Annotated in this window: 18 protein-coding genes; 7 read left to right on the top strand and 11 right to left on the bottom strand. The window is 70.4% G+C overall.

Annotated features, from left to right (window positions below):
* Positions 1-63 precede the first annotated feature (63 nt).
* Both BKA14_RS16195 and BKA14_RS16190 read right to left on the bottom strand, forming a co-directional pair.
* Positions 64-777: an anti-sigma factor gene (locus BKA14_RS16195; RefSeq protein WP_184951768.1), complete on the bottom strand. Its 714-nt coding sequence runs from the start codon at positions 775-777 to the stop codon at positions 64-66.
* Positions 731-1,309: an RNA polymerase sigma factor gene (locus tag BKA14_RS16190; protein ID WP_184951767.1), complete on the bottom strand. Its 579-nt coding sequence runs from the start codon at positions 1,307-1,309 to the stop codon at positions 731-733. The genes BKA14_RS16195 and BKA14_RS16190 overlap by 47 nt, the downstream gene beginning before the upstream one ends.
* A gap of 159 nt (positions 1,310-1,468) precedes the next feature.
* On the opposite strand from BKA14_RS16190, the gene BKA14_RS16185 reads away from it, so the two are divergent.
* The 4 genes from BKA14_RS16185 (at position 1,469) to BKA14_RS16170 (ending at position 4,373) form a co-directional block, all read left to right on the top strand.
* Positions 1,469-2,293, top strand: a complete 825-nt coding sequence (locus BKA14_RS16185; protein ID WP_184951766.1) for a DUF4397 domain-containing protein — start codon at positions 1,469-1,471, stop codon at positions 2,291-2,293.
* Positions 2,290-2,976: a class F sortase gene (locus BKA14_RS16180; RefSeq protein WP_184951765.1), complete on the top strand. Its 687-nt coding sequence runs from the start codon at positions 2,290-2,292 to the stop codon at positions 2,974-2,976. Before BKA14_RS16185 ends, BKA14_RS16180 begins: the two co-directional genes overlap by 4 nt.
* Before the next feature lie 102 nt (positions 2,977-3,078).
* On the top strand, positions 3,079-3,642 hold the full coding sequence (locus BKA14_RS16175) for a SigE family RNA polymerase sigma factor (protein WP_184951764.1): 564 nt from the start codon (positions 3,079-3,081) through the stop codon (positions 3,640-3,642).
* Entirely contained in the window at positions 3,639-4,373 is a 735-nt protein-coding gene (locus BKA14_RS16170) for a hypothetical protein (protein WP_184951763.1), read from the top strand. The genes BKA14_RS16175 and BKA14_RS16170 overlap by 4 nt, the downstream gene beginning before the upstream one ends.
* A 53-nt stretch (positions 4,374-4,426) precedes the next feature.
* On the opposite strand, the gene BKA14_RS16165 is transcribed toward BKA14_RS16170, so the two are convergent.
* From BKA14_RS16165 to BKA14_RS16135, 7 genes are all read right to left on the bottom strand, one after another.
* Positions 4,427-4,864, bottom strand: a complete 438-nt coding sequence (locus BKA14_RS16165) for an ATP-binding protein (protein WP_184951762.1) — start codon at positions 4,862-4,864, stop codon at positions 4,427-4,429.
* A gap of 113 nt (positions 4,865-4,977) precedes the next feature.
* A complete protein-coding gene (locus BKA14_RS16160; RefSeq protein ID WP_184951761.1) occupies positions 4,978-6,399 on the bottom strand; it encodes a non-reducing end alpha-L-arabinofuranosidase family hydrolase in 1,422 nt (473 codons plus the stop codon).
* A gap of 14 nt (positions 6,400-6,413) precedes the next feature.
* On the bottom strand, positions 6,414-8,117 hold the full coding sequence (locus tag BKA14_RS16155) for a cellulose binding domain-containing protein (RefSeq protein ID WP_184951760.1): 1,704 nt from the start codon (positions 8,115-8,117) through the stop codon (positions 6,414-6,416).
* On the bottom strand, positions 8,114-9,385 hold the full coding sequence (locus tag BKA14_RS16150) for a cellulose binding domain-containing protein (protein ID WP_184951759.1): 1,272 nt from the start codon (positions 9,383-9,385) through the stop codon (positions 8,114-8,116). Before BKA14_RS16150 ends, BKA14_RS16155 begins: the two co-directional genes overlap by 4 nt.
* Positions 9,386-9,405: 20 nt before the next feature.
* A complete protein-coding gene (locus BKA14_RS16145; RefSeq protein WP_184951758.1) occupies positions 9,406-11,127 on the bottom strand; it encodes a family 43 glycosylhydrolase in 1,722 nt (573 codons plus the stop codon).
* On the bottom strand, positions 11,124-13,121 hold the full coding sequence (locus BKA14_RS16140; protein ID WP_184951757.1) for a family 43 glycosylhydrolase: 1,998 nt from the start codon (positions 13,119-13,121) through the stop codon (positions 11,124-11,126). The genes BKA14_RS16145 and BKA14_RS16140 overlap by 4 nt, the downstream gene beginning before the upstream one ends.
* Before the next feature lie 67 nt (positions 13,122-13,188).
* A complete protein-coding gene (locus BKA14_RS16135; protein ID WP_203722950.1) occupies positions 13,189-14,538 on the bottom strand; it encodes a glycoside hydrolase family 10 protein in 1,350 nt (449 codons plus the stop codon).
* Between the two features lie 290 nt (positions 14,539-14,828).
* On the opposite strand from BKA14_RS16135, the gene BKA14_RS16130 reads away from it, so the two are divergent.
* Positions 14,829-16,364 carry a sigma-70 family RNA polymerase sigma factor gene (locus BKA14_RS16130; RefSeq protein ID WP_184951755.1) on the top strand — a complete coding sequence of 512 codons (1,536 nt, stop codon included), beginning with the start codon at positions 14,829-14,831 and terminating at the stop codon, positions 16,362-16,364.
* Here the strand turns inward: BKA14_RS16130 and BKA14_RS16125 are convergent.
* Positions 16,345-16,647, bottom strand: coding sequence for a helix-turn-helix transcriptional regulator (locus BKA14_RS16125; RefSeq protein WP_438861887.1), 303 nt, complete (start codon positions 16,645-16,647; stop codon positions 16,345-16,347). The genes BKA14_RS16130 and BKA14_RS16125 overlap by 20 nt on opposite strands.
* A 261-nt stretch (positions 16,648-16,908) precedes the next feature.
* On the opposite strand from BKA14_RS16125, the gene BKA14_RS16120 reads away from it, so the two are divergent.
* Positions 16,909-17,853: a TerC family protein gene (locus BKA14_RS16120; RefSeq protein ID WP_184951754.1), complete on the top strand. Its 945-nt coding sequence runs from the start codon at positions 16,909-16,911 to the stop codon at positions 17,851-17,853.
* Positions 17,854-18,032: 179 nt separating this feature from the next.
* Positions 18,033-18,215, top strand: a complete 183-nt coding sequence (locus BKA14_RS16115; RefSeq protein WP_184951753.1) for a hypothetical protein — start codon at positions 18,033-18,035, stop codon at positions 18,213-18,215.
* A gap of 11 nt (positions 18,216-18,226) precedes the next feature.
* Here BKA14_RS16115 and BKA14_RS16110 read toward each other — a convergent pair whose 3' ends face one another.
* Positions 18,227-19,240 carry a permease gene (locus BKA14_RS16110; protein ID WP_239093739.1) on the bottom strand — a complete coding sequence of 338 codons (1,014 nt, stop codon included), beginning with the start codon at positions 19,238-19,240 and terminating at the stop codon, positions 18,227-18,229.
* Positions 19,241-19,347 lie beyond the last annotated feature (107 nt).

The following is a 19,347-nucleotide window of genomic DNA, read 5'->3' as shown; positions in this document are numbered from 1 at the left end:
ACGGGATGGTGGCTGCGGTGCCACCACCCCGTACTTCGCCCGGCGGGTGCCGGTTGGATGCACCTAATACGTGAGAGTTCCGCGCAGCAGGCTGCGACCCGAATGGGTGGCGTCGCCGTCGTGCGGTTCGTCGCTGATGTCGACCAGGCGATACCGGTTCAGGTCGGTGCCCGGCGGCACCGGCAGCACCGCGTCGGGCTTGTCGGACAGGCTGCCGACCGCCACCATCTTGCCCGGCTGGTCCGGATCGAGCAGCCACACCTCGTGGAAGCCCGTGGTCAGCGGCAGGTTGCGCACGTCGACCCGCATCCGGCCGTCGTCCAGCACCCGGACGTCACCGCCCGCGTTCGGCGGCGCCGCCTTCAGCGGCTCCAGCGTCGCGCGGGCCGTCACCGGCCCGTCCGGTGTCCGGTTGGTGAACCGGTCGACGGCCACCGTGCCCGCCACTGCCAGCACCGCGGCCGCGGCCGCGGCGATCGTCGGCAGCACCCACCGTGGCCGCTGACGGCGCTCGCGGCGCCCCGCCATGTCGATCACCGGCGCGACCGGCGCCGGCGCGTCGGCGATGCCGGCCTGGATGGCGTGCCACACATGGGCCGGCGGGTCGGGCAGCTCCCGCAGGTCTTGCGCCTGCGAGCCGAGCTCGGCGACGTGCCGCAGCTCTTCTATCTCGCGCCGGCAGCCCTCGCACTGCGCCAGGTGATCGGATTCGCTCAGCTCCTCGATCTCCTCAGAGAGCGCGAGAAGGACCAGCCGATCGGGATCCAAATGTTGCACCGTCCACCTCCCAACGGCGTCGCAGGTTGGCCATTCCCCGGCGGATATGGCTCTTGACCGTGCCCAGGGGCAGCCCGGTGACGGTCGCTATCTGGGGATGGGTGAGATCGTCGAAGAACGCCAGTTCCAGTGTGCGTCGCTGTTCTTCGGGCAACCGGCCCAGCTCGTCGGCGACCACGAGCCGGTCGACGATGCGTTCCGGTGTCTCCTCGGCCGGCGGCGCCGTCTGCTGAGCCTGCACGGTCTCCGTCGTCCGCTGGTCCCGCGCCGCCGACCGGAGCCGGTCGACGGCTTTGCGCCGCGCTATCCCCAGCAGCCAGGCCAGCATCGTGCCGCGTTGCGGATCGAAGCCGTCCCGGCCCGACCACGCGGCCACGAACGTCATCTGCGTGATGTCCTCCGCGTCGGCCCGGTTGCCCACCATTCGCTGAGCCAGATAGAGAACGGCCGAGCCGTGTCGCTCGTACGCCACCCGCAAAGCCTTCTCGTCGCCGGCGCGTAACCGCTCGGCGAGTTCGTCGTCGGAGCTCATCGACCTCCTTCCCGCACACAGTGTGATTCCTAGGTGATTCGTTCGCCGGGCCCTCCGTGGATGCATCGGAAAAAAGTTGATTCCGGTTGCATCCACCGGCGGGCGGCGCGGCGAAGGACCGGTCGTAGGAATCAACGACGATCATCCCCAGGAGATCCGATGCGCATTCTGCCCTTCCGCCGTACGGCCGCGATCGGCGCGGTCGCCCTGCTCAGTTTTGGCGTTGCCGCCGCGCTCGGTTCGTCGCCGGCCTACGCCAAGGCCAACTCACAGGTCACGGTCGTGCACGGCATTCCCGGCCAGGCGGTGGACGTCTACGTCAACGGCAAGAAGACCATCCCCGACTTCCAGCCGGGCAAGGTCGCCGGCCCGCTGAGCCTGCCCGCGGGTGAGTACGACATCGCCCTGACCAAGCCGGGTGACGCCATCGGCAGCGCCCTGCTCAAGGTCGACAACGCCGAGGTGCCCGGCGACGCCAACATCAGCCTGGTCGCGCACCTGACCGCCGACGGCAAGCCCGCGCTGACCCCGTTCGCCAACGACACCGCCAAGCTGGCCGCGGGCAAGGCCCGGCTGATCGTCAGGCACGCCGCGGCCGCCCCGGCCGTCGACATCCGGGCCGGCGGCCAGCCGGTCTTCGAGGGCGTGACCAACGGCAAGGAGGGCAAGGCCGACCTGGACGCGGGTACGGTCTCGGCCGACGTGGTGCTGGCCGGCGGCGACACCCGGGTGCTCGGCCCGGCCGACCTCGACCTGAAGGAAGGCACCGCGACGATCGTGTACGCGGTGGGCTCGGCCGAGGACAAGACCCTCGACATCGTGTCGCAGACGATCACCGGACTGCACTCCGCCCCCGGCGGCGTGCCCAGCGGTGACGGCGGCCAGGCCGACGGCAACGGCTCGCTGCCCTGGTACGGCATCGGCGCGGCCGGCATCCTGCTGGCCCTGTTCGGCCTCACCCGCCTGGCGACCGGACGTCGATGAACTCGACCGACAGCGCGCCCCGGACCCGTCCGGGGCGCGCTTGGCCCATCTCACTGCTCGGCGCCGGCCTGGCCCTGGCGATCACGGCCGGGGTCGGGGCGTGCCAGGCTCAGCCGGACGACGACTTCGGCGCCCCGGCCGTGACCACGCTGGCCTCCTCGGCCCCACCGGCGCCGGAGACCGTCGCCAAGGTGCCGATCCAGGACGGTACGCCGCCCCGCGCGGCCACTGCTGACAAGCCCACCAGCCTGCGCATCCCCGCACTGAAGCTCGAAGCGACGGTCGACGCGGTCGGCATCGACCAGGCCACCGGCGACTTCGCCGTCCCGCCCAGCGTCGACCAGGTCGGCTGGTATCGGTACGGGCCCGGCTTCTCCGCCCGGACCGGCTCGATCGTCATCGCCGGACACGTGGACAGCGCCGCCGAGGGTAAAGGCGCCTTCTTCCGGCTCGGCTCCCTCGAAGACGGCGACACGGTGACACTCACCGGCGCGGACGGCAAACAGCGGGTCTTCGAGGTGGTCGCCCGTGAGCGCTACCGCAAGACCGCCATCCCGCTCGACAAGTACTTCGCCCGCGACGGCGAGGTGCGGCTCACTTTGATCACCTGCGGTGGACCGTTCGACCAGAAGACCGGGCACTACCGCGACAACGTGGTCGTCACGGCATCGGCTCGCTCCTGAGCCGGCGGAGTTCGCCGCCGGTATTGCCCGGCACCGGCCCGTGCGGTGGACTCCGCCCCATTCTCATGCAACCTTGAGCCGAGCCGATGGGTCAGGGTGGGTGTGAAGCGAGACAGCGGCTCGGCCAGGTCCGAGCGCGACGAGCAGTTCCACGAGTTCGTGGCCGATCGGCGGAAGTGGCTGCTGCAGACCGCACGGCTGCTCACGACCGGCGATCAGCACCTGGCCGAGGACCTGGTGCAGACGGCACTGACCAAGCTCTACGTGTCCTGGTCGGCGTACCGGCGGGCGGAGAACCCGGACGGATACCTGCGCCGGGTACTGGTCAACGCCTTCCTGACCGAACGCCGTCGGTCCTGGTGGCGGTTCGAGCGGCCGTCCGACCGCCTGCCGGACCGCGCCGAGGCGCAGGCCGGACCGGTCGACCTGGATCCGGAGCTGTCCCAGGCCCTGGGCGAGTTGCCGCCCCGGATGCGCGCCGTTGTCGTCCTGCGCTTCTTCCACGAGCTGGACGTCGCTGAAACAGCAGCGGCAATGGGCTGCTCGACCGGAACGGTCAAGAGTCAGACCGCCCGAGCTCTGGACAAGTTGCGGCTGGCACTCGACCGGCCCGCGGCCCCGCACCACACGCCTGCCCCACTCAAGGAACGGGAAGTCACCCGATGATGGATCTCCACAGCCGCTTGCAGCACCTGGCCGGCCCCGCCGACGAGACGACGGCCGACGTCATCCAGGACGACCTGGCCCGCGGTCGCCGGGCCGTCCGGCGCAACCAGGCCCTCCGGGTCGCCGCCGGGTCGGCGCTCAGCATCGCGGTCGCCGCGACCGCGCTGTCACTGGGCCCCGGCCTGCTCGACGGACCCACCGGAAGCTCACCCACCACGGCCGCCGCCATCCAGCTCGTGAGTTACACCGGGAAGCAGCCCGACCTGTTCACCATCGACACGGTGCCGCAGGGGTTCTTCGTCCAGGGCCAGAACGAGTACGAGCTGGTGATCGCACCGGAAGAGGCCAGGACCCCCGACCCGGCGAAGCCGTACCTGTCCGACCCCGGCGTCTACACCGGCAAGATCGCGGTCTATCTCCAGAACAAGGATTTCACGGTCGAGCCGGCCGGTGACGAACAGTTCAGAATCGGCACCAAACCGGCCGCTCTGCGGTACATCCACAACGACGAGGGAACCCCGGACGAGGGGAAAACCGTCGAGGCGATCCAGATCTTCGTCGTTCAATCGCCCCGGGTCTACCTCACCGTGCAGTTCGATGCGGTCACCGGCCTGACCAAGGAACAAATGATCAAGGTCGCGGGCGGCATCAACCTCACCGCCGAAGCGGTCGCCGAGGCCGAAAAGGGATACGCCGCGCAGACCACCACCGTCAAGCCCGGTAAGGACTGACTCTCACCGGCGGGGCCCTGCCGCGACGACGTAGTCGTCACAACAGTGCCCGTTCATGAGCCGCGCCGGGCGAAGGCGGCCCAGATGTGCTTGGTGGTCGGACCGGCGTACCAGCCGACCTGCAGCGACATGTCCATGGCGAGCTTGAGCCCCCGCCCGCCGGCGTCGATCGGCCGGGTGTGGGCCAGCTCCGGAATCTTCGACAGGTCACGGTCGGCGACGTCGAGGATGAAGCGTTCCTCGGTGCGCATGAGCCGGATCTCGGTCGGCGGCCGGCCGTGCTTGATGGCGTTGGTGGCCAGCTCGGTGGCGACCAGCACCATACAGTCCGCGATCTCCGACCCGTGCTCGTCCATGGTGAGCTCCTGCCGGGTCAGGGCCTCCCGGAGCGCCGCCCGCAGGTGTTTCAGTTCGGTGCTGTTGTTGAGGATCCAGACGTGCAGCTCGGTGGCGTCGGGCGGCGGCGGCGAGGTGACGAGCTGCTGATCCATGGCTGTCACCTTGCCCTTATCGCCGCCGGTTCAGTCCTCTTTTCGAGTTGATTCACACCTCATCCGGCGCGGCCGCCGCGACCCACGATCGCGACGGCCGTACACCGAAGGGGTCAGCGTTGCTGGGTGAGCAGGCCGGGCCGGTAGGGCAGCAGGCCGTAGTCGCCGCCGGAGCTGGGGGAGCGGCCCTGGTAGAGCAGTTGCAGGTTGCAGGGGTCGATGGTGTTGGTCTGGTCGGCGCTGACGCGCAGCAGCTCGCCGTGGCTGATGTCGTTGGTCCAGGTGGCGCCGCTGTTGGCCTTGCCCGCGAACGGGTTGCTGTAGGTGGCGGCGTTCGGGGTCCAGGTGCCGCTGAGGCTGGTCGCGGTGAACGAGCGGAAGTAGCGCTCCCACGAGCTGGTCCGGGCCTCGACGATCATCAGGTACTGGTTGCGGCCCTGCACCTTGTAGACCTGCGGAGCCTCGAACAGGTTCTCCGAGGTGTCGCTCATGATGGTGGTGTAGTTCGAGCCGAAGCTGCCGGGGAAGTTGCCGATCGGCATGATCTGGCGGTAGATCTTGCCGTTGTCACCGGCGAAGAACAGGTACATGTTCTGGTCGTCACCGATGATCGTCTGGTCGATCACACCGGTGCCGGAGTCGGTGATCTTCGCGGTGGACAGCGTCTGCGCGGCCGACCAGCCGTTGGCGTTGGCCGGGTTGGTCGAGGTGCGGTAGGAGAACGACGTCGGGCCCCACTGGTGGGCCAGGACCCAGATGTTCTTGGGCGCGAAGTAGAACAGCGACGGCGCGACGGTGCCCTGGTTCATGGTGTTCTGGGTGGCCGAGCCGAGTTGGTTGAGGTTGTCGACGAGGCTGAAGTTCATCGAGCCCCAGCCGCCGGTGGCGCTGCTGCTGTGGGTGGTGGCGTAGACGAGCTGCTTGCCCTGGTAGGGCGCGATGGTGAAGTCCTTGAGGGAGGCCCACCCGGACTTCGGCTGGGCCAGCGGGCCGGTGGAGCTCCAGCGGTACGACGACGGCAGCGCGCACGTGGCGGGCGGTGTCGTCGGGGGCGGCGTGACCGGCGGTGTGGTGACCGGCGGCGTCGTGACCGGTGGGGTGGTGGCCGGCGGGGTGGTGGTGCCGCCCGTGCAGGTCACGCCGTTGAGCGCGAAACTCGAGGGCACCGGGTTGGCCGAGGTCCACGTGCCGGTGAAGCCGAACGACGCCTGGCCGCCGGTCGCCACCGAGCCGTTGTAGCCCACGTTGCGAGCGGTCACGGCGCTGCCGGACTGGGTCACCGTGGCGTTCCAGGCCTGCGACACCGACTGCCCGGACCCGTACGACCAGGTCAGCGCCCAGCTGCTCAACGGGTCGCCCAGGTTGGTGATCGACACGTCGGCGTTGAAGCCGCCCTGCCACTGCGACGACACGGCGTAGCTGACCGAGCAGCCCGCGGCGGCGGCGTCGGCGGGCAGCGCCACGAGCGCGCCGGTTGCCGCGAGCAAGCCGACACCGGCCGCGGTGAGACCGGCCTTTCTGTTTCCGAGATGCATCGAAGGGTCCTTTCCTAGTGGGTCAGCACGACCGTGGAGATGCTGCGAGCGGGGACGGAAACGGTGACCTGGGAGCCGTTCACGCTGGTCGGCTGGGCCACGGCGTTGTCCGTACGGGAGGTCAGGTAGTGCTCGGCCCGGGTGATGGTCTGCGGCGCCTGGAGCACGGCGTTGCTGACGGCCGAGTTCGAGCGGTTGAGCACGACGAGCGTCGTCTTGCCGCCGCCCTGATAGGCGGTCACCTCGAGCGGCGACGCCTTGGTGCTCTTGGCCAGCGCGACCCGCTGGTAGCCGGGGCGCACGTACTTGGCGAACTGCGAGAACGCGTAGCCCCGCTTGAGCGGGACCCCGGCGCTGGTGCCGTACGCGGCCTCGCCGTCACCGATGAACGAGTAGTAGCGCTTGCCGTACCACCAGATGTAGGCGTTCCAGTTCGCCTCCATCGACTTGTGGACCGTGCGCATGATGTCGTCGAGCGTCTCGTCCCACACGGCCTGGTTACTCGGGTTGCCCCAGATGGTGGAGCCGTTGCCGTCGGCCTCGTGGAAGTTCCATTCGGTCATCCACACCGGCTTGTTGTTCTGCTCGGCCAGCGTGTACGGCTTGAGCCGCCCGGAGTCCTCGGTGCCGTACAGGTGCCCGCCGATGTAGCCGATGTTGTTGCGCGCGCTCGCGTCGTTGAGCGTCGGGTCGGTGTAGCTGTAGTTCATGTTCACCGCCTCGGCCACCATCAGCTTGGTGTTCTGCACCTTGGCGCCCTGGTCGCGGACGAAGGTGCGCAGCTCGGTGCCGCTCCAGTCCATCGAGTCGTAGTCGGGATGCCAGTCGGGCTCGTTCTGCACCGACGTGACGTCGATCGGCACGCCCTGGCCCCGCATGTATTGCACGTAGCTGTTGAGGTGGCCGGCGTAGTCGTCGTAGTAGTCGGTCTTGAGCTTGCCGCCGTTGACCCGGCTGTTGTTGGTCTTCCACGCGGCCGGGGCCGTCCACGGCGACGCCAGGATTTTCACCCCGGAGCCGGACGACTTGGCCGTCTTCAGCGCGTTGACCTGCGTCGGCCATTCACCGGAGACCGGCGAGATGCCCGTCCGGACGATCGACAGCCCCAGCTGCCCCGCGCCGAGCCCGACCAGCGTCTGGGTCTCCGCCGTGGACCACGCGCCACCCCAGATCGGCGTCGCGGCGCCGAAACCGTCGACCGTCTGGTACTTGGTGGCCGCGTTCACCGTGATGTCCGCGGCGCCGGACGGCGGCGTGGTCGGTGGGGTGGTCGGCGGAGTCGTGGGCGGGGTGGTCGGCGTCGTGGCGCCGGTGCACGTCACACCGTTGACGGCGAAACTGGCCGGCGCCGGGTTGGTGCTGCCCGACGAGCCGCTGAACCCGAACGACACGCTCTGGTTGGTCGCGACCGAGCCGTTGTAGCTCGCGTTGCGCGCCGTGACGGCCGAGCCGGACTGGGTGACGGTGGCGTTCCAGGCCTGGGTGACGGTCTGGCCGGCGCCGAACGTCCACGTCACGGCCCAGCTCGTGAGCGGGTCGCCGAGGTTGGTCACGGCGACGTCGGCGTTGAACCCGCCCTGCCATTGCGACGACACGGCGTACTTGACCGAGCAGCCCGCGGCGGCGGCCCCGGCCGGCAGGGCCACCGCGACGGCGGCCGAGGCCAGCAGCACGCCGGCGGCCGAGGCGAGGGCGGTGGTGACTCTGGTTCTCATCATGCTCCCTGGAATTGCGAGAAGAACTTCCAGACCTCGCCCTTGGTCCACGTCGTGACGCCGCTCTCGGCGGTGGTGCCGTCCACGTGGCCGGGCAGGTGACCGCCGTCGAACGCGGCCCAGACGACCGGATGACCGGCCCGGCATCCGGCGTACGCGGTGGTGATGTGGGTCCGGCTGCCGGCGGCCGGCTCCCGCGGGTTCTGCGGGGTGCAGCCGTTGGTGGCGACGAACTTGTCGCGCAACGCCCGGCCCTGCGCGATGGACAGCACGGTGTCGCTGATCCCGTGGATGCCGAGGTACGCGACGGGCTGGGTGCCGCCGCTGCAGCCGCTGATCTGGGCGCCGGAGAACACCGCGACGGCGCGGAAGACCGCAGGCCGGGCGCAGGCCAGGGCGTAGCTCATCCCGCCGCCGTAGCTGAACCCGGTGGCGAACCGCAGCTTCGGGTTGACGCACAGGTCGCTCTCGATGCGCCGGATCATGTCGTCGACGAAGGTCACGTCCTCGCCGCCGCTGTTGGCCCAGCCGGCGTTGAGGCCCTGCGGCGCGACCAGGATCGCCGTGTTGTTCGACTGCTCCTGCTGGCCGTAGTAGGACCAGGCGGCGCCGCTGGTGCCGCCCGAGCTGACGTCGGTGGCCGACCCGCCCCGCCAGTGGAAGGCGAAGATGATCCGGTACGGCGTGCTGTTGTTGTAACCGCGCGGCACGCGCAGGATGAAACTCCGGCTCTTGCCGCCGCTGGAGATCGTGTGGGTGCCGTCGGCCAGCGTCGGAGTCCGTCCGCAGCCGCCGCTGCCCGTGGGCGGTGTCGTCGGCGGAGTTGTGGTCGGCGGGGTGGTGGGCGGTGTCGTCGGGGTGGTTCCGCCGCCGCAGGTCACGCCGTTGACGGCGAAGCCGGTCGGCGCCGGGTTGCTGCCGGTCCAGGAGCCGTTGAACCCGAAGGAGACGGTGGCTCCGGTGGCGATCGTGCCGTTGTAGCTCGCATTGCGCGCAGTGACCTGCGAGCCGCTCTGGGTCACTGTCGCGTTCCAGGCCTGGGTGATCTGCTGACCCGCGCCGTACGCCCAGGTCAGGGTCCACCCGTGGACGGGGTCGCCCAGGTTGGTCACGGCAACGTCAGCGCCGAAGCCGCCCTGCCACTGCGAGGTCACGGTGTAGCGGACCGAACATCCGGTCGCCGCCTGCGCCGGGCCGGTCGCGACGGCGATGCCCGTGGCGGCCAGCACGGCGGCCAGGGCTGCGGCTTTGAGTGGGCCGAGGTGTCGCATGACTTCCTCCTTTCGTCGGGTCAGGCGGTGGCGCAGCTCAGCGCCGGCGTTGCGGGGCTGCCCGTGGCCAGCAGACCGAAGGTGGTCGAGGCGCCGGGGGCAAGGCTGCCGTTGTACGAGGCGTTGCCGACCGTCACGTTCGAGCCGCTGGTGGTCAGCGAGCCGTTCCAGACCTGGCTCACGCTCTGCCCGGAGGCGAGGGTCCAGCCGACCCGCCAGCCGGTGACCGCGGCTGCGCCCGCAGTCACGGTGACCTCCGCCTGGAAACCGCCGTTCCAGGTGCTGGTGACGCGCAGGGCGGCCGTGCAGCCGGCGCCGGTGGGCGGCGGCGTCGTGGGTGGCGGGGTGGTCGGGGGCGGGGTGGTCGGCGGTGGCGTCGTGCTGCCGGCCCGGGTGAACTGCCAGCGGTCGACGTTGAACAGGCTGCCGCTGCCGCCGGTGAAGCGCAGGTACAGATCCTGCGTTCCGGACGCCGTCACCGGGCAGGTGACGTCGGCGAAGGCCTGCCAGCCACCGGTGCCGGGCACGGTGCACGTGCCGGCCAGGGTGCCGGTGCTGCTGCCGAGCCGCAGTTCGATGCGGCCCCCGCTGGTGGCCGAGGCCACGCGGGCCGTGAAGCTCGCGGCGCCCGTACCGAAAGCAACGCCCTTGATTTTGATCCAGTCGCCGTTGTCGATGAAGCTCACGCTGCGCCCGCCGGCGGTCAGGGCCTCGGTCTCGACGCCGGACTCGGTGGCGATCGTCTCGGCTTCCTGCCGGGTGTACGGGTCGAGGGTGCCGACCTGCGGAGCCCCGGCGGTGGTCATGGTGATGGACGGGATGGTGCCGTCGGAGCGGTAGCTGAACTTCTCGACCGCGACCGAGCGGGTGTAACCGCCACCGCCGGGCAGGGCGCCGTTGTGGTAGAAGAAGTACGAGCTACCGGCGAAGTCGATCAAGCCCGGGTGGTTGGTGAAGCTGCTGCCCTGGGTGGGCATCACGGTGCCGCGATAGGTCCAGGGCCCGAGCGGTCCCGGCGCGGTGGAGTAGGCGATGAATTCCGAGCAGCATTTCGCGGCGTAGACGAGGTAGTAGAGGCCGCCGCGCTTGTAGACCCACGGCCCCTCCTCGTAGAGGGTGGGGCGGTTGGCGTCGCCCGTGCGGGTGCCGAAACCCGCGGTGGTCAGCGGGATCTTGGCCGGGCTGCCGCTGAACGAGATCATGTCCGGGTTGAGCTTGACGTACCACAGGTTGGGGTTGCCCCAGTAGAGATAGGCCTGACCGTCGTCGTCGATGAACACGCTCGGGTCGATCTCGTTGGTGTCGGCCAGCGGGCGGCCCAGCGCGTCACGGAACGGGCCGGTGGGGCTGTCGGCGACGGCGACGCCGATGGCCATCCGCCCGGTGGCGCGTACCTTCATCGGGACGTACCAGTAGAACTTGCCGTTACGCTCGACGGCCTGCCCGGCCCAGGCGTTGTCGCTGGCCCAGCTGAAACTGGCCAGGTTGAGCGGCGAGCCGTGGTCCGTCCAGTTGACCATGTCGGCGGACGACCACACCCGCCACTCCTTCATGGTGAAGTAGGTCGAGCTGTCCTCGTCGCGGCCGGTGTAGAGGTAGACCCGGCCGTCGTGCACCAGGGGAGCCGGGTCGGCGGTGTAGACGGTCTGCACGATCGGGTTGTCGGCGCGCGCCGGGCCGGGAACGACCAGGACGGTCAGGACGAGCGCGCACAGGGCGATCAGGCTGCGGGCTCGGCTCATGGCGTGCTCACCGCGAACTGGTTGACGGTGACCGCGCCGCCCAGCGCCTGGGTGGCGTGGTTGAACAGGCCGAAGCGGTAGCCCATGAAGAACTGCCAGTCGTTGTTCAGCGTGAAGGCCGGGCCCAGACCGGTGAACGTGGTGCCGTTGGTGCTGTACGAGAACGTCGCCGTGCGCCCGGATCCGGGCCGGATGTCGGCGCTGACCCGTAGCCAGATCCGTCCGCCACTGACCGGCGCGCCGGCTCGTTCGCTGCCGGTGCCGGTGGTCGCCCACCCGCTGGTCGACATGGTCAGCCCGTCGGTCATCGAGACCCGGGTGGTGCCGTTGTCCTTGCGGATGCCGATCCACGCGGACCGGTCGCGCAGCATGGCCAGCCCGGCCCGGTCGCCGTTGGCCATCGCCGAGTAGTCGAGCTGCACGGTCGCCGTCGACGACGGGCCCTGGATGCGGCGGGTCAACGTGTTGCGGGCGTTGTAGAGGTCGTTGGTGACGGTGGCGGTGGACAGCCGCAAACCGTTGCCCACACTGACCTTGGACGTGTCCGGGTTGTGGTTCCACTCGTACTGCGGGCCCAGCGTGCTACCGGTGAACGAGTCGCTGCCGGTCATCGGGGTTACCGGGCGCCACGGCAGGTTGGGTCGTGGGTAGCTCGCGCCCCAGCGGCCGTTGACGGTCTGCAGCACGGGCCAGCCGTCGCCGCTCCACGTGATCGGGGCCAGCGTGGGCATCCGGCCGCCCGGGTAGGCGTCGGTGAAGGCCATGTACCACCAGTCGCCGTTCTGCGTCTGCACGAGACCGCCCTGATGCGGCACGCCGCCACCGGAGATCGGGCCGGGCAGGTTGAGCAGGACCTGACGCTGCTCGTACGGGCCGAACGGGCTGGTCGAACGCAGCACGTACTGGCCGTTGGCGGGCCGGGTGAGCCAGATGTAGTAGTAGTTGCCGCGCTTGTACATCCGCGCGCCCTCGAGCGTGCCGATGCTCGACGGAGTGGTGTAGACGGTCTGCGACCGCACCTCGGAGGTCAGGTCGGAGGAGAGTTGCGCGACGCTGATCGTTCCGTTGCCGTAGGCCACGTACGGGGTGTTGTTGTCGAACAGCAGCCCGGCGTCGTAGTAGCACTTGTTGATGCGTGCCTTCTTGGACCACCCGCTGCCCGCGCTGGCCGACGTGTAGACGTATGTGCGGTTGAACTCGGTGCAGCCCAGCCAGTAGTAGGTGCTGTTGGCCGGGCGGTAGTTGAAGGCCGAGGCCCAGATGCCCTTGACGTAGGCCCGGCCGCCGGACAGGTCGTAGGCGCCGGAGTCGAAGTCGAGCCGGGGCACCGAGTGGCCGTAGTACTCCCAGTTGACCAGGTCGTACGAGCGCAGGACGGGCGCACCGGGCGAGTAGTGCATGGTCGAGGCGGAGTAGTAGTACGCGTCGCCGACCCGGATGATGTCGCCGTCGGCGAAGTCCTGCCACACGACCGGGTTGGTGAACGTGCTGGGGGCCGACGGGTCGGGTGGTGGCGTGGTGGGCGGGGGTGTGACCGGTGGTGTGGTGACCGGCGGCGTGGTGACCGGGGGCGTCGTCGGCGTCGTGGCTCCGGTGCAGGTGACGCCGTTGAGCGTGAAAGCGGCCGGGGCCGGGTTGGCCGCACCGTTTCCGTTGAAGCCGAAGGAGACGCTGCCGCCGCTGGGCACGCTGCCGTTGTAGGCGGCGTTGGTCACCGTTACCTGCGAACCGGACTGCGTGACCGAGCCGTTCCACAACTGCGCGACGGTTTGCCCGGCGGTGAAAGACCAGCCGAGCTGCCACCCGGTGAGCGGGTCGCCGAGATTGTCGACGGTCACGGCGGCGCCGAATCCGCCCTCCCACTGGTTGGTGATCGAGTATGTGACCCGGCAGCCCGCGGCGGCCTGGGCGCTGGTGGTGACGGCGGCGCCGGCGGCGCCGACTGCCATGACGAGGCTCGCGGAGAGCCAGAGGCGCATGCGGGTGCGGGACATCTGCGGCTCTTTTCTGGGCGCAGGGGTCCCGCCGGCCCGGCCACCCCGGGCCGGCGGGAGACGGGGGTCAGGCTGCGGCGCAGGTGAGGGTGCCCGGGCCCGTGCCGGTGCCCTGGAAACCGAACTCAGTGGAGCTGCCGGCCGGGACCTGCCCGTTGTAGGCGACGTTACGGAAGCTGACCGCGCCCGACGTGCCGGTGTTGGTCGCGCTCCAGACGCCGGTGATCGCGCTGCCGGACGGCAGGGTCGTGGTCACGGTCCAGCCGTTGACGGCGGCCGAGCCCGCGGTGACCCGGACGTTGGCGACGTAGCCGCCGTTCCACGAGTTGAGCGTGACGGTGGCGCTGCAGGCGCCGCCGGTCGGCGGCGGGGTGGTGGTCGGCGGTGTGGTGGGCGGGGTGGTGGTGGGCGGCGTGGTGGTGCCGCCGGCGTTGAGCGCGTTGAGCACCGAGGTGTACGCGGCCTTCTTGTTGCCCGAGCCGTCGAAGAGCAGCGGGTTCTCGCCGCCGCGCCACGAGTCGGTGTCGCGGATGCCCCACACGGTGATGCCGGTGCAGCGGGACACGGCCAGGCACGCCCGGGTGACCGTGGCGTAGATGTTGGCCTGGTTGCCGCCCTGGGCGACGTCGAGCTCGGTGATCTGCACGTCGACGCCCAGGTCGGCGAAGCGCTTCAGGTTGGCCTGGTAGGTCGAGTCGATGCCGGTGCCCAGGTGGGACTGGAAGCCGACGCAGTCGATCGGGACGCCGCGGGACTTGAAGTCGCGGACCATGTTGTAGATGCCGGTCGACTTCGCGTTGATGCCGTCGGTGTTGTAGTCGTTGTAGCAGAGCTTGGCGGCCGGGTCGGCGGCCCGCGCGGCCCGGAACGCGGCCTCGATCCAGTCGTTGCCGGTGCGCTGCAGGTTCGAGTCGCGACGGGCGCCGGAGCCGCCGTCGGCAAAGGCTTCGTTGACGACGTCCCAGGCGTAAATCTTGCCCTTGTAGTGGGAGGCGACCTGGGTGACGTGGTTGATCGCGGCGTTTCGAAGTGCGGAGCCGGACAGCGACTGGGCCCAGCCGGGCTGCTGGGCGTGCCAGAGCAGCGCGTGGCCGCGCACCTTGGCCCCGTTGGACAGGCCCTCGTTGAGGATGCGGTCGCCGTTGGTGTAGTTGAACCGGCCCTGTTGCGGCTCGGTCGCATCCCACTTCATCTCGTTCTCGGGTGTGACCGAGTTGAATTCCGTTCGGAGGATGCGGGTGTAGGTGGAATCACCGAGCCGGCCGGCGGCGATCGCGGCGCCGAAGTAGCGGCCGGACTGGGCGGCCGAGGCGCCGAGCGTGCTGGCGGCCTCGGCGGTGCCGATCACGGCGATGCTCGCGGCGACCACCGTGCTCGCGGCCGCCGCCGCCAGCAACAGGCGGCGGGGCCGGGTCATGCGGGGACTCATCAGGGATGGCCTTTCTGCGGGGGACGGAAAGCCGGAGCGCAAACGGGGAATGGGAGCGCTCCCAGCTCAATAAGGGATGTTGCCAGGATGTTTCCGGACACTCAAGGCGAAGTGCCTGCGACTCAATTCGAGGAGGCCGCGTAACACTTTTTAAGCACGTGTACGGACACAAAAATAGACGGGACGACCATTCGTCCGGGGCCGACACTAATGTGATTTCGGGGCTTTCGTCGATATCATCGGTGCGCATTCATCGATGACGGCAATACGGAGGCGTGGTGGCGGACAGCAGCGGAGCCGGACGCCACGCCCGTATGGAAGGCTCCGGCCGGGGTGACGCCGTAACAGAAAATCCGGTCGCTCTGGTGCAGGCGGCCCGCGCCGGCGATCGGCTCGCCGCGGACGCCCTGATCTCGGCCCACCTGCCGCTGCTCTACCGGGTCGTCGGCCGCGCGCTGGACGGGCACGCCGACGTCGACGACGTGGTGCAGGAGACGGTGCTGCGGGCGCACCGCGACCTGCCGGCCCTGCGGGCGCCGGAAAGCTTCCGCTCCTGGCTCGTCGCCATCGCTATGCACCAGGTCAGCGGCCGGTTGCGGGCCTGGCAGGTGGAGCGCGAACGAACGGCCGCGCTGACCGACGCCGAGCAGATCGCCGACCCGGGCGCCGAGTTCGCGGGGGTCACCGCGCTCCGGCTGGAACTGTCCGCGCAGCGCCGGCAGGTGGCCGAGGCCATGCGCTGGCTCGACCCGGACGACCAGCAGCTGGCCGCGCTGTGGTGGCGCGAGGTGCTCGGCGAACTCGACCGGGCCGAGGTCGTGGCCGCGCTGGGGGTGAACGCGGCGCACGCGCGTGTCCGCATCCAGCGGATGCGCCGGCAGCTCGAGCTGTGCCGGCATCTGGTCGTCGCGCTCGAGGCGCGGCCCCGCTGCCCCCGGCTGGACGAGGTGCTGGCGGGCTGGGACGGCGTGCCCAGCCCGCGCTGGCGCAAACGACTGGCCCGCCACCTGCGCGACTGCGACGTCTGCGGGGCCACCGGGCCCGACCTGCTGCCGCTCGAACGGCTGGTGGCCGGGGCGGCCGCGGTGCCGCTGCCGGTGGCGGTGGGCGCCGCCGTCGGTGGTGCGACCGCCGGGGCCGGGTCGGCCGTGGGTGGCGCGACCGCCGGGGCCGGCTCGGCCGTGGGCTGGCTGGGGCAGGCGGTCGGCGTCAAGGTGGCGGCCGCGGTGCTGGTCACCGCGACAGTGTCCGGCGGCGTGTACCTGGCCCGGCCCGAACCCCGCCGAGGGGCCGCCCCGCCGGCCACCCCGGTCCGCAGTTTCCCGGCCCTCGCAGCCTCCCCGTCCCTCCCCGACGCGCCCGCTGACCCCACCCCCTCCCGGACGGCTTCGCCCCGTCCGGCGAGGCTGGTGGCGCTCGGGCCCGCGGTCCTGCGGCCGGTCGCCCGCCCGGGCGCCGTGGTGGCGCTGAACGGGGACAGGATGGTGGCGGCATCCGGAGTGCCGGCTGTGGAGGTCACGGTGATTCCCGGCGTCGCCGACCCGGACTGCCTGTCGATGCGCTCCGCCGACGGCCGCTACGTGCGGCACGCCTCGTTCCGGATTCTGCTCAACACCGACGAGAACCGTGACCTGTTCCGCCGCGACGCCACCTTCTGCCCCCGCCCCGGCCCGCAACCCGGCACCGTACGGCTGGTCTCGCTGAACTATCCGGACCGGATGGTGCACCTGCGCGGCAACGAGCTGTGGCTGGATCCGGAGCAGACCGATCAGGCGTACGTCGCGGACTCGGCCTTCACGATCGCGGACCGCTAGCCGGCGCGAACAGGGCCAGCAGTTCGCCGATGTGATGGCCGGCCTCGGCGGGGTGCCGGAACGGGCCGGCTGCGTCGATCGTGTACTGGTTGCGCCGGCCGACCCGTTCCCGGCGCAGATAGCCCGCCGCCTCGAGGTCGGCCACGATGGCCTGGGCGGCGCGCTCGGTGATGCCGACGGCGCCGGCCACGTCGCGCAGCCGGGTGGTCGGCTCGCGGGCGATGGCCAGCAGCACGTGGGCGTGGTTGGTCAGAAAGGTCCAGCCCCTCGCTCGGTCGGTCACCTGGTCACGCGCTCCCCACGTACGCAGCCGAAGCCCTCATCGTAGTGGCCTCGCCGGCCCCGGTTTGACATACGAACTCTGCTTCATGAATACTGGATCGTAGTTCGAGGGGGAGTACCCGAAGCTCAGCGCGTCGCCGTCAATACGATCCGGGCCGTCCCGGTTCCGGCGCCGCAGTCACCGGCCCGCGGTGACCCGGGGAGACCGTCGTCCGGCACCACCGGTCCCGTCGGGGTCCGGTGTGGACGAGGGGAGCCCCCGTTGACTGTGTCCTGGTGGGTCTGGGCCGCGCTGATGCTGGCCATCGCGGCGATGCTCGCCATCGATCTGTTCCTGCACCGCGACAACCACGTCATCGGATTCCGCGAGGCGGCGATCTGGTCCGGGATCTGGATCGCGGCCGGACTGCTGTTCGGCGTGCTGCTGCTGGCCTGGCAAGGCGGTGACGTGGCCGGCACGTACTTCGCCGGCTACCTGATCGAGAAGGCGCTGTCGATCGACAACGTGTTCATCTTCGCGTTGATCTTCACGACGTTCGCCGTGCCCGCGGCGCTGCAGCACAAGGTGCTGTTCTGGGGCGTCATCGGCGCGCTGGTCTTCCGGTTCGTGTTCATCTTCGTCGGCGCCGAACTGCTCGAGACCTTCTTCTGGACGGCGTACGTCTTCGGCGCCTTCCTCATCTACACCGGCTACAAGATGGCGTTCCGCCACGGTGAGCAGACACCGCCGGACCGCAACCCGGTCGTCCGCCTGGTCCGCCGGATCGTGCCGACCGACCCGCAATACCACGGAGCCAAGTTCTTCACCCGGATCGACGGCAAGCGCGTGGCCACCCTGCTGTTCGTCGTGCTGATCGCCGTCGAGGCCACCGACCTGATCTTCGCCGTCGACTCGGTGGCCGCGATCCTGGCCATCACCACGAGCACCTTCATCGTCTGGAGCGCCAACGCCTTCGCCATCCTGGGCCTGCGCAGCCTGTACTTCTGCCTGGCGGGGCTGCTGCGCCGGTTCGTGCACCTGCACTACGGGCTGGCCGTGCTGCTCGCCTTCGCCGGCGTGAAGCTCATTCTGTCCGAGACCCCGATCGGCAAACTGCCCATCCCACTCACCCTCGGCGTCATCGTGATCACGATCGCGGTCTCCATCGTCTCGAGCCTGCGCAGCACCCGTGAGGCCGCAGCTCCGGCTCCGCCGGGCAAGAGCTAGGTGTTCTGCCCGGCGAGGTCAGCCCGCGGCCGGATTCAAGCGCCGCCAGATGCGGACTTCGCCGTGGTCCCGGTCCCACGCGCTGGAAGTGTTGCGGGAAATGGGTTCGGCAGAGGGGTTCCGTTGCTCGAGCCGGTGGCGTCGTTGCCTTTCCCCGGCCGGGGCCCGGCAGCGTGCTGGTGAGCCCGGACCGTCGCCGAGCCGACGCGGTCGTCGAACCGCACGCCGACCTGGACGACATCGCCCGCGCGGCCGACATGGTCGCCACGGACCTGCGTGCCGTGCTGGGCCGCGACGACATGACCGCCCGGTTCACCCTCTCGGTGGCCGCCCGCCGCCGGGCCCTCGCCCGGGTGCGCTGACCCCCGCTGCTTCACGCGGGCAACAACTCCAGTACGGCCGCGCCGGTCAGGCCGCCGATCACCACCACGGCCGCCGTGGCCAGGGTGACCTTCCAGCCGAAGGCACGCCACACCATCGCCGCGCCGGGCAGGCTGACCGCGGGCAGGGTGATCAGCAGCGCGCCCACCGCGCCGAGCGAAAGGCCGGCCAGGGCGAGCCCCTGCGCGATGGGGATCTCGCCCGCGGTCGGGATGACCATGGCGGTGCCGACGATCGCGGCCACCAGCACGACCAGCAGCCCCGAGCCGGCCGCGTCGAGCGGGAACAGCCAGCCCCGGAACGCACCGACCAGCATGATCACGACGAGGTACTCCGGGATGAGCACCACGGCCATGCGGACCAGCACGCGCAGATAGCGCCCGAAGGTCACGGGCGGATCGGGCGTCTCGGCCTCCGGCCCGGCGGGGGCCGTCCGCGCCTCGGCGAGCCGGGCCACCAGGGCCGACCCGGCCACCACGACCAGCACGCCGACAACGATCCGGGTGAGGGTCCACTGCCACGGCGCGACGAGCCCCAGGAAGATCAGCACGGCCGGGTTGAGCAGCGGGTTGCCCAGCCAGTAGGCGACGACGGCCGAGGTGGACACTCCGCTGCGCCGCAACCCGACGACGACCGGCGCGGTGCAGCAAGCGCACATCATGGAGGGGGTGGACGCCACCCCGCCGGCCACCGCGGCGCGCAGCCGGCCCGGCCGGTTGAGCACCCGCAGCAGCCAGGCCCGCGGGACCAGGGTCTGCAGGGCGGCGCTGATCAGCAGGGCGGCCAGCAGCGCACGCCACACCGCCTGACTGTAGGCCCGGGTGAAACTGGTCGCGGCCGACCACGAGGGCGCGTCCCCGGGCTGCACGCCGCCGGTTCCGAGGATGCTCGACCCGCTCCACGTGTGTCCCGTGGCCAGGCCGGGGACCTTTCCGGCGTACGGGAGCCATTTGGCCCACAACAGCAGAGCGGCCGCAACTGTGGCCGCGATCAGCACGCCGGTCACCGGCCGGGTCCGTCCCGGTCCACTGCGAAGGTGCGAGCCGGTCGCCTGCGACATGTGGCCCCCTGGTTCCGGTCCATCGATGAGCGTCGCGGCTACCCCGGCCCCGG

The sequence above is a fragment of the Paractinoplanes abujensis genome (assembly GCF_014204895.1).
GTDB lineage: Bacteria > Actinomycetota > Actinomycetes > Mycobacteriales > Micromonosporaceae > Actinoplanes > Actinoplanes abujensis.
This window is presented reverse-complemented; position numbering and strand designations above follow the sequence as displayed.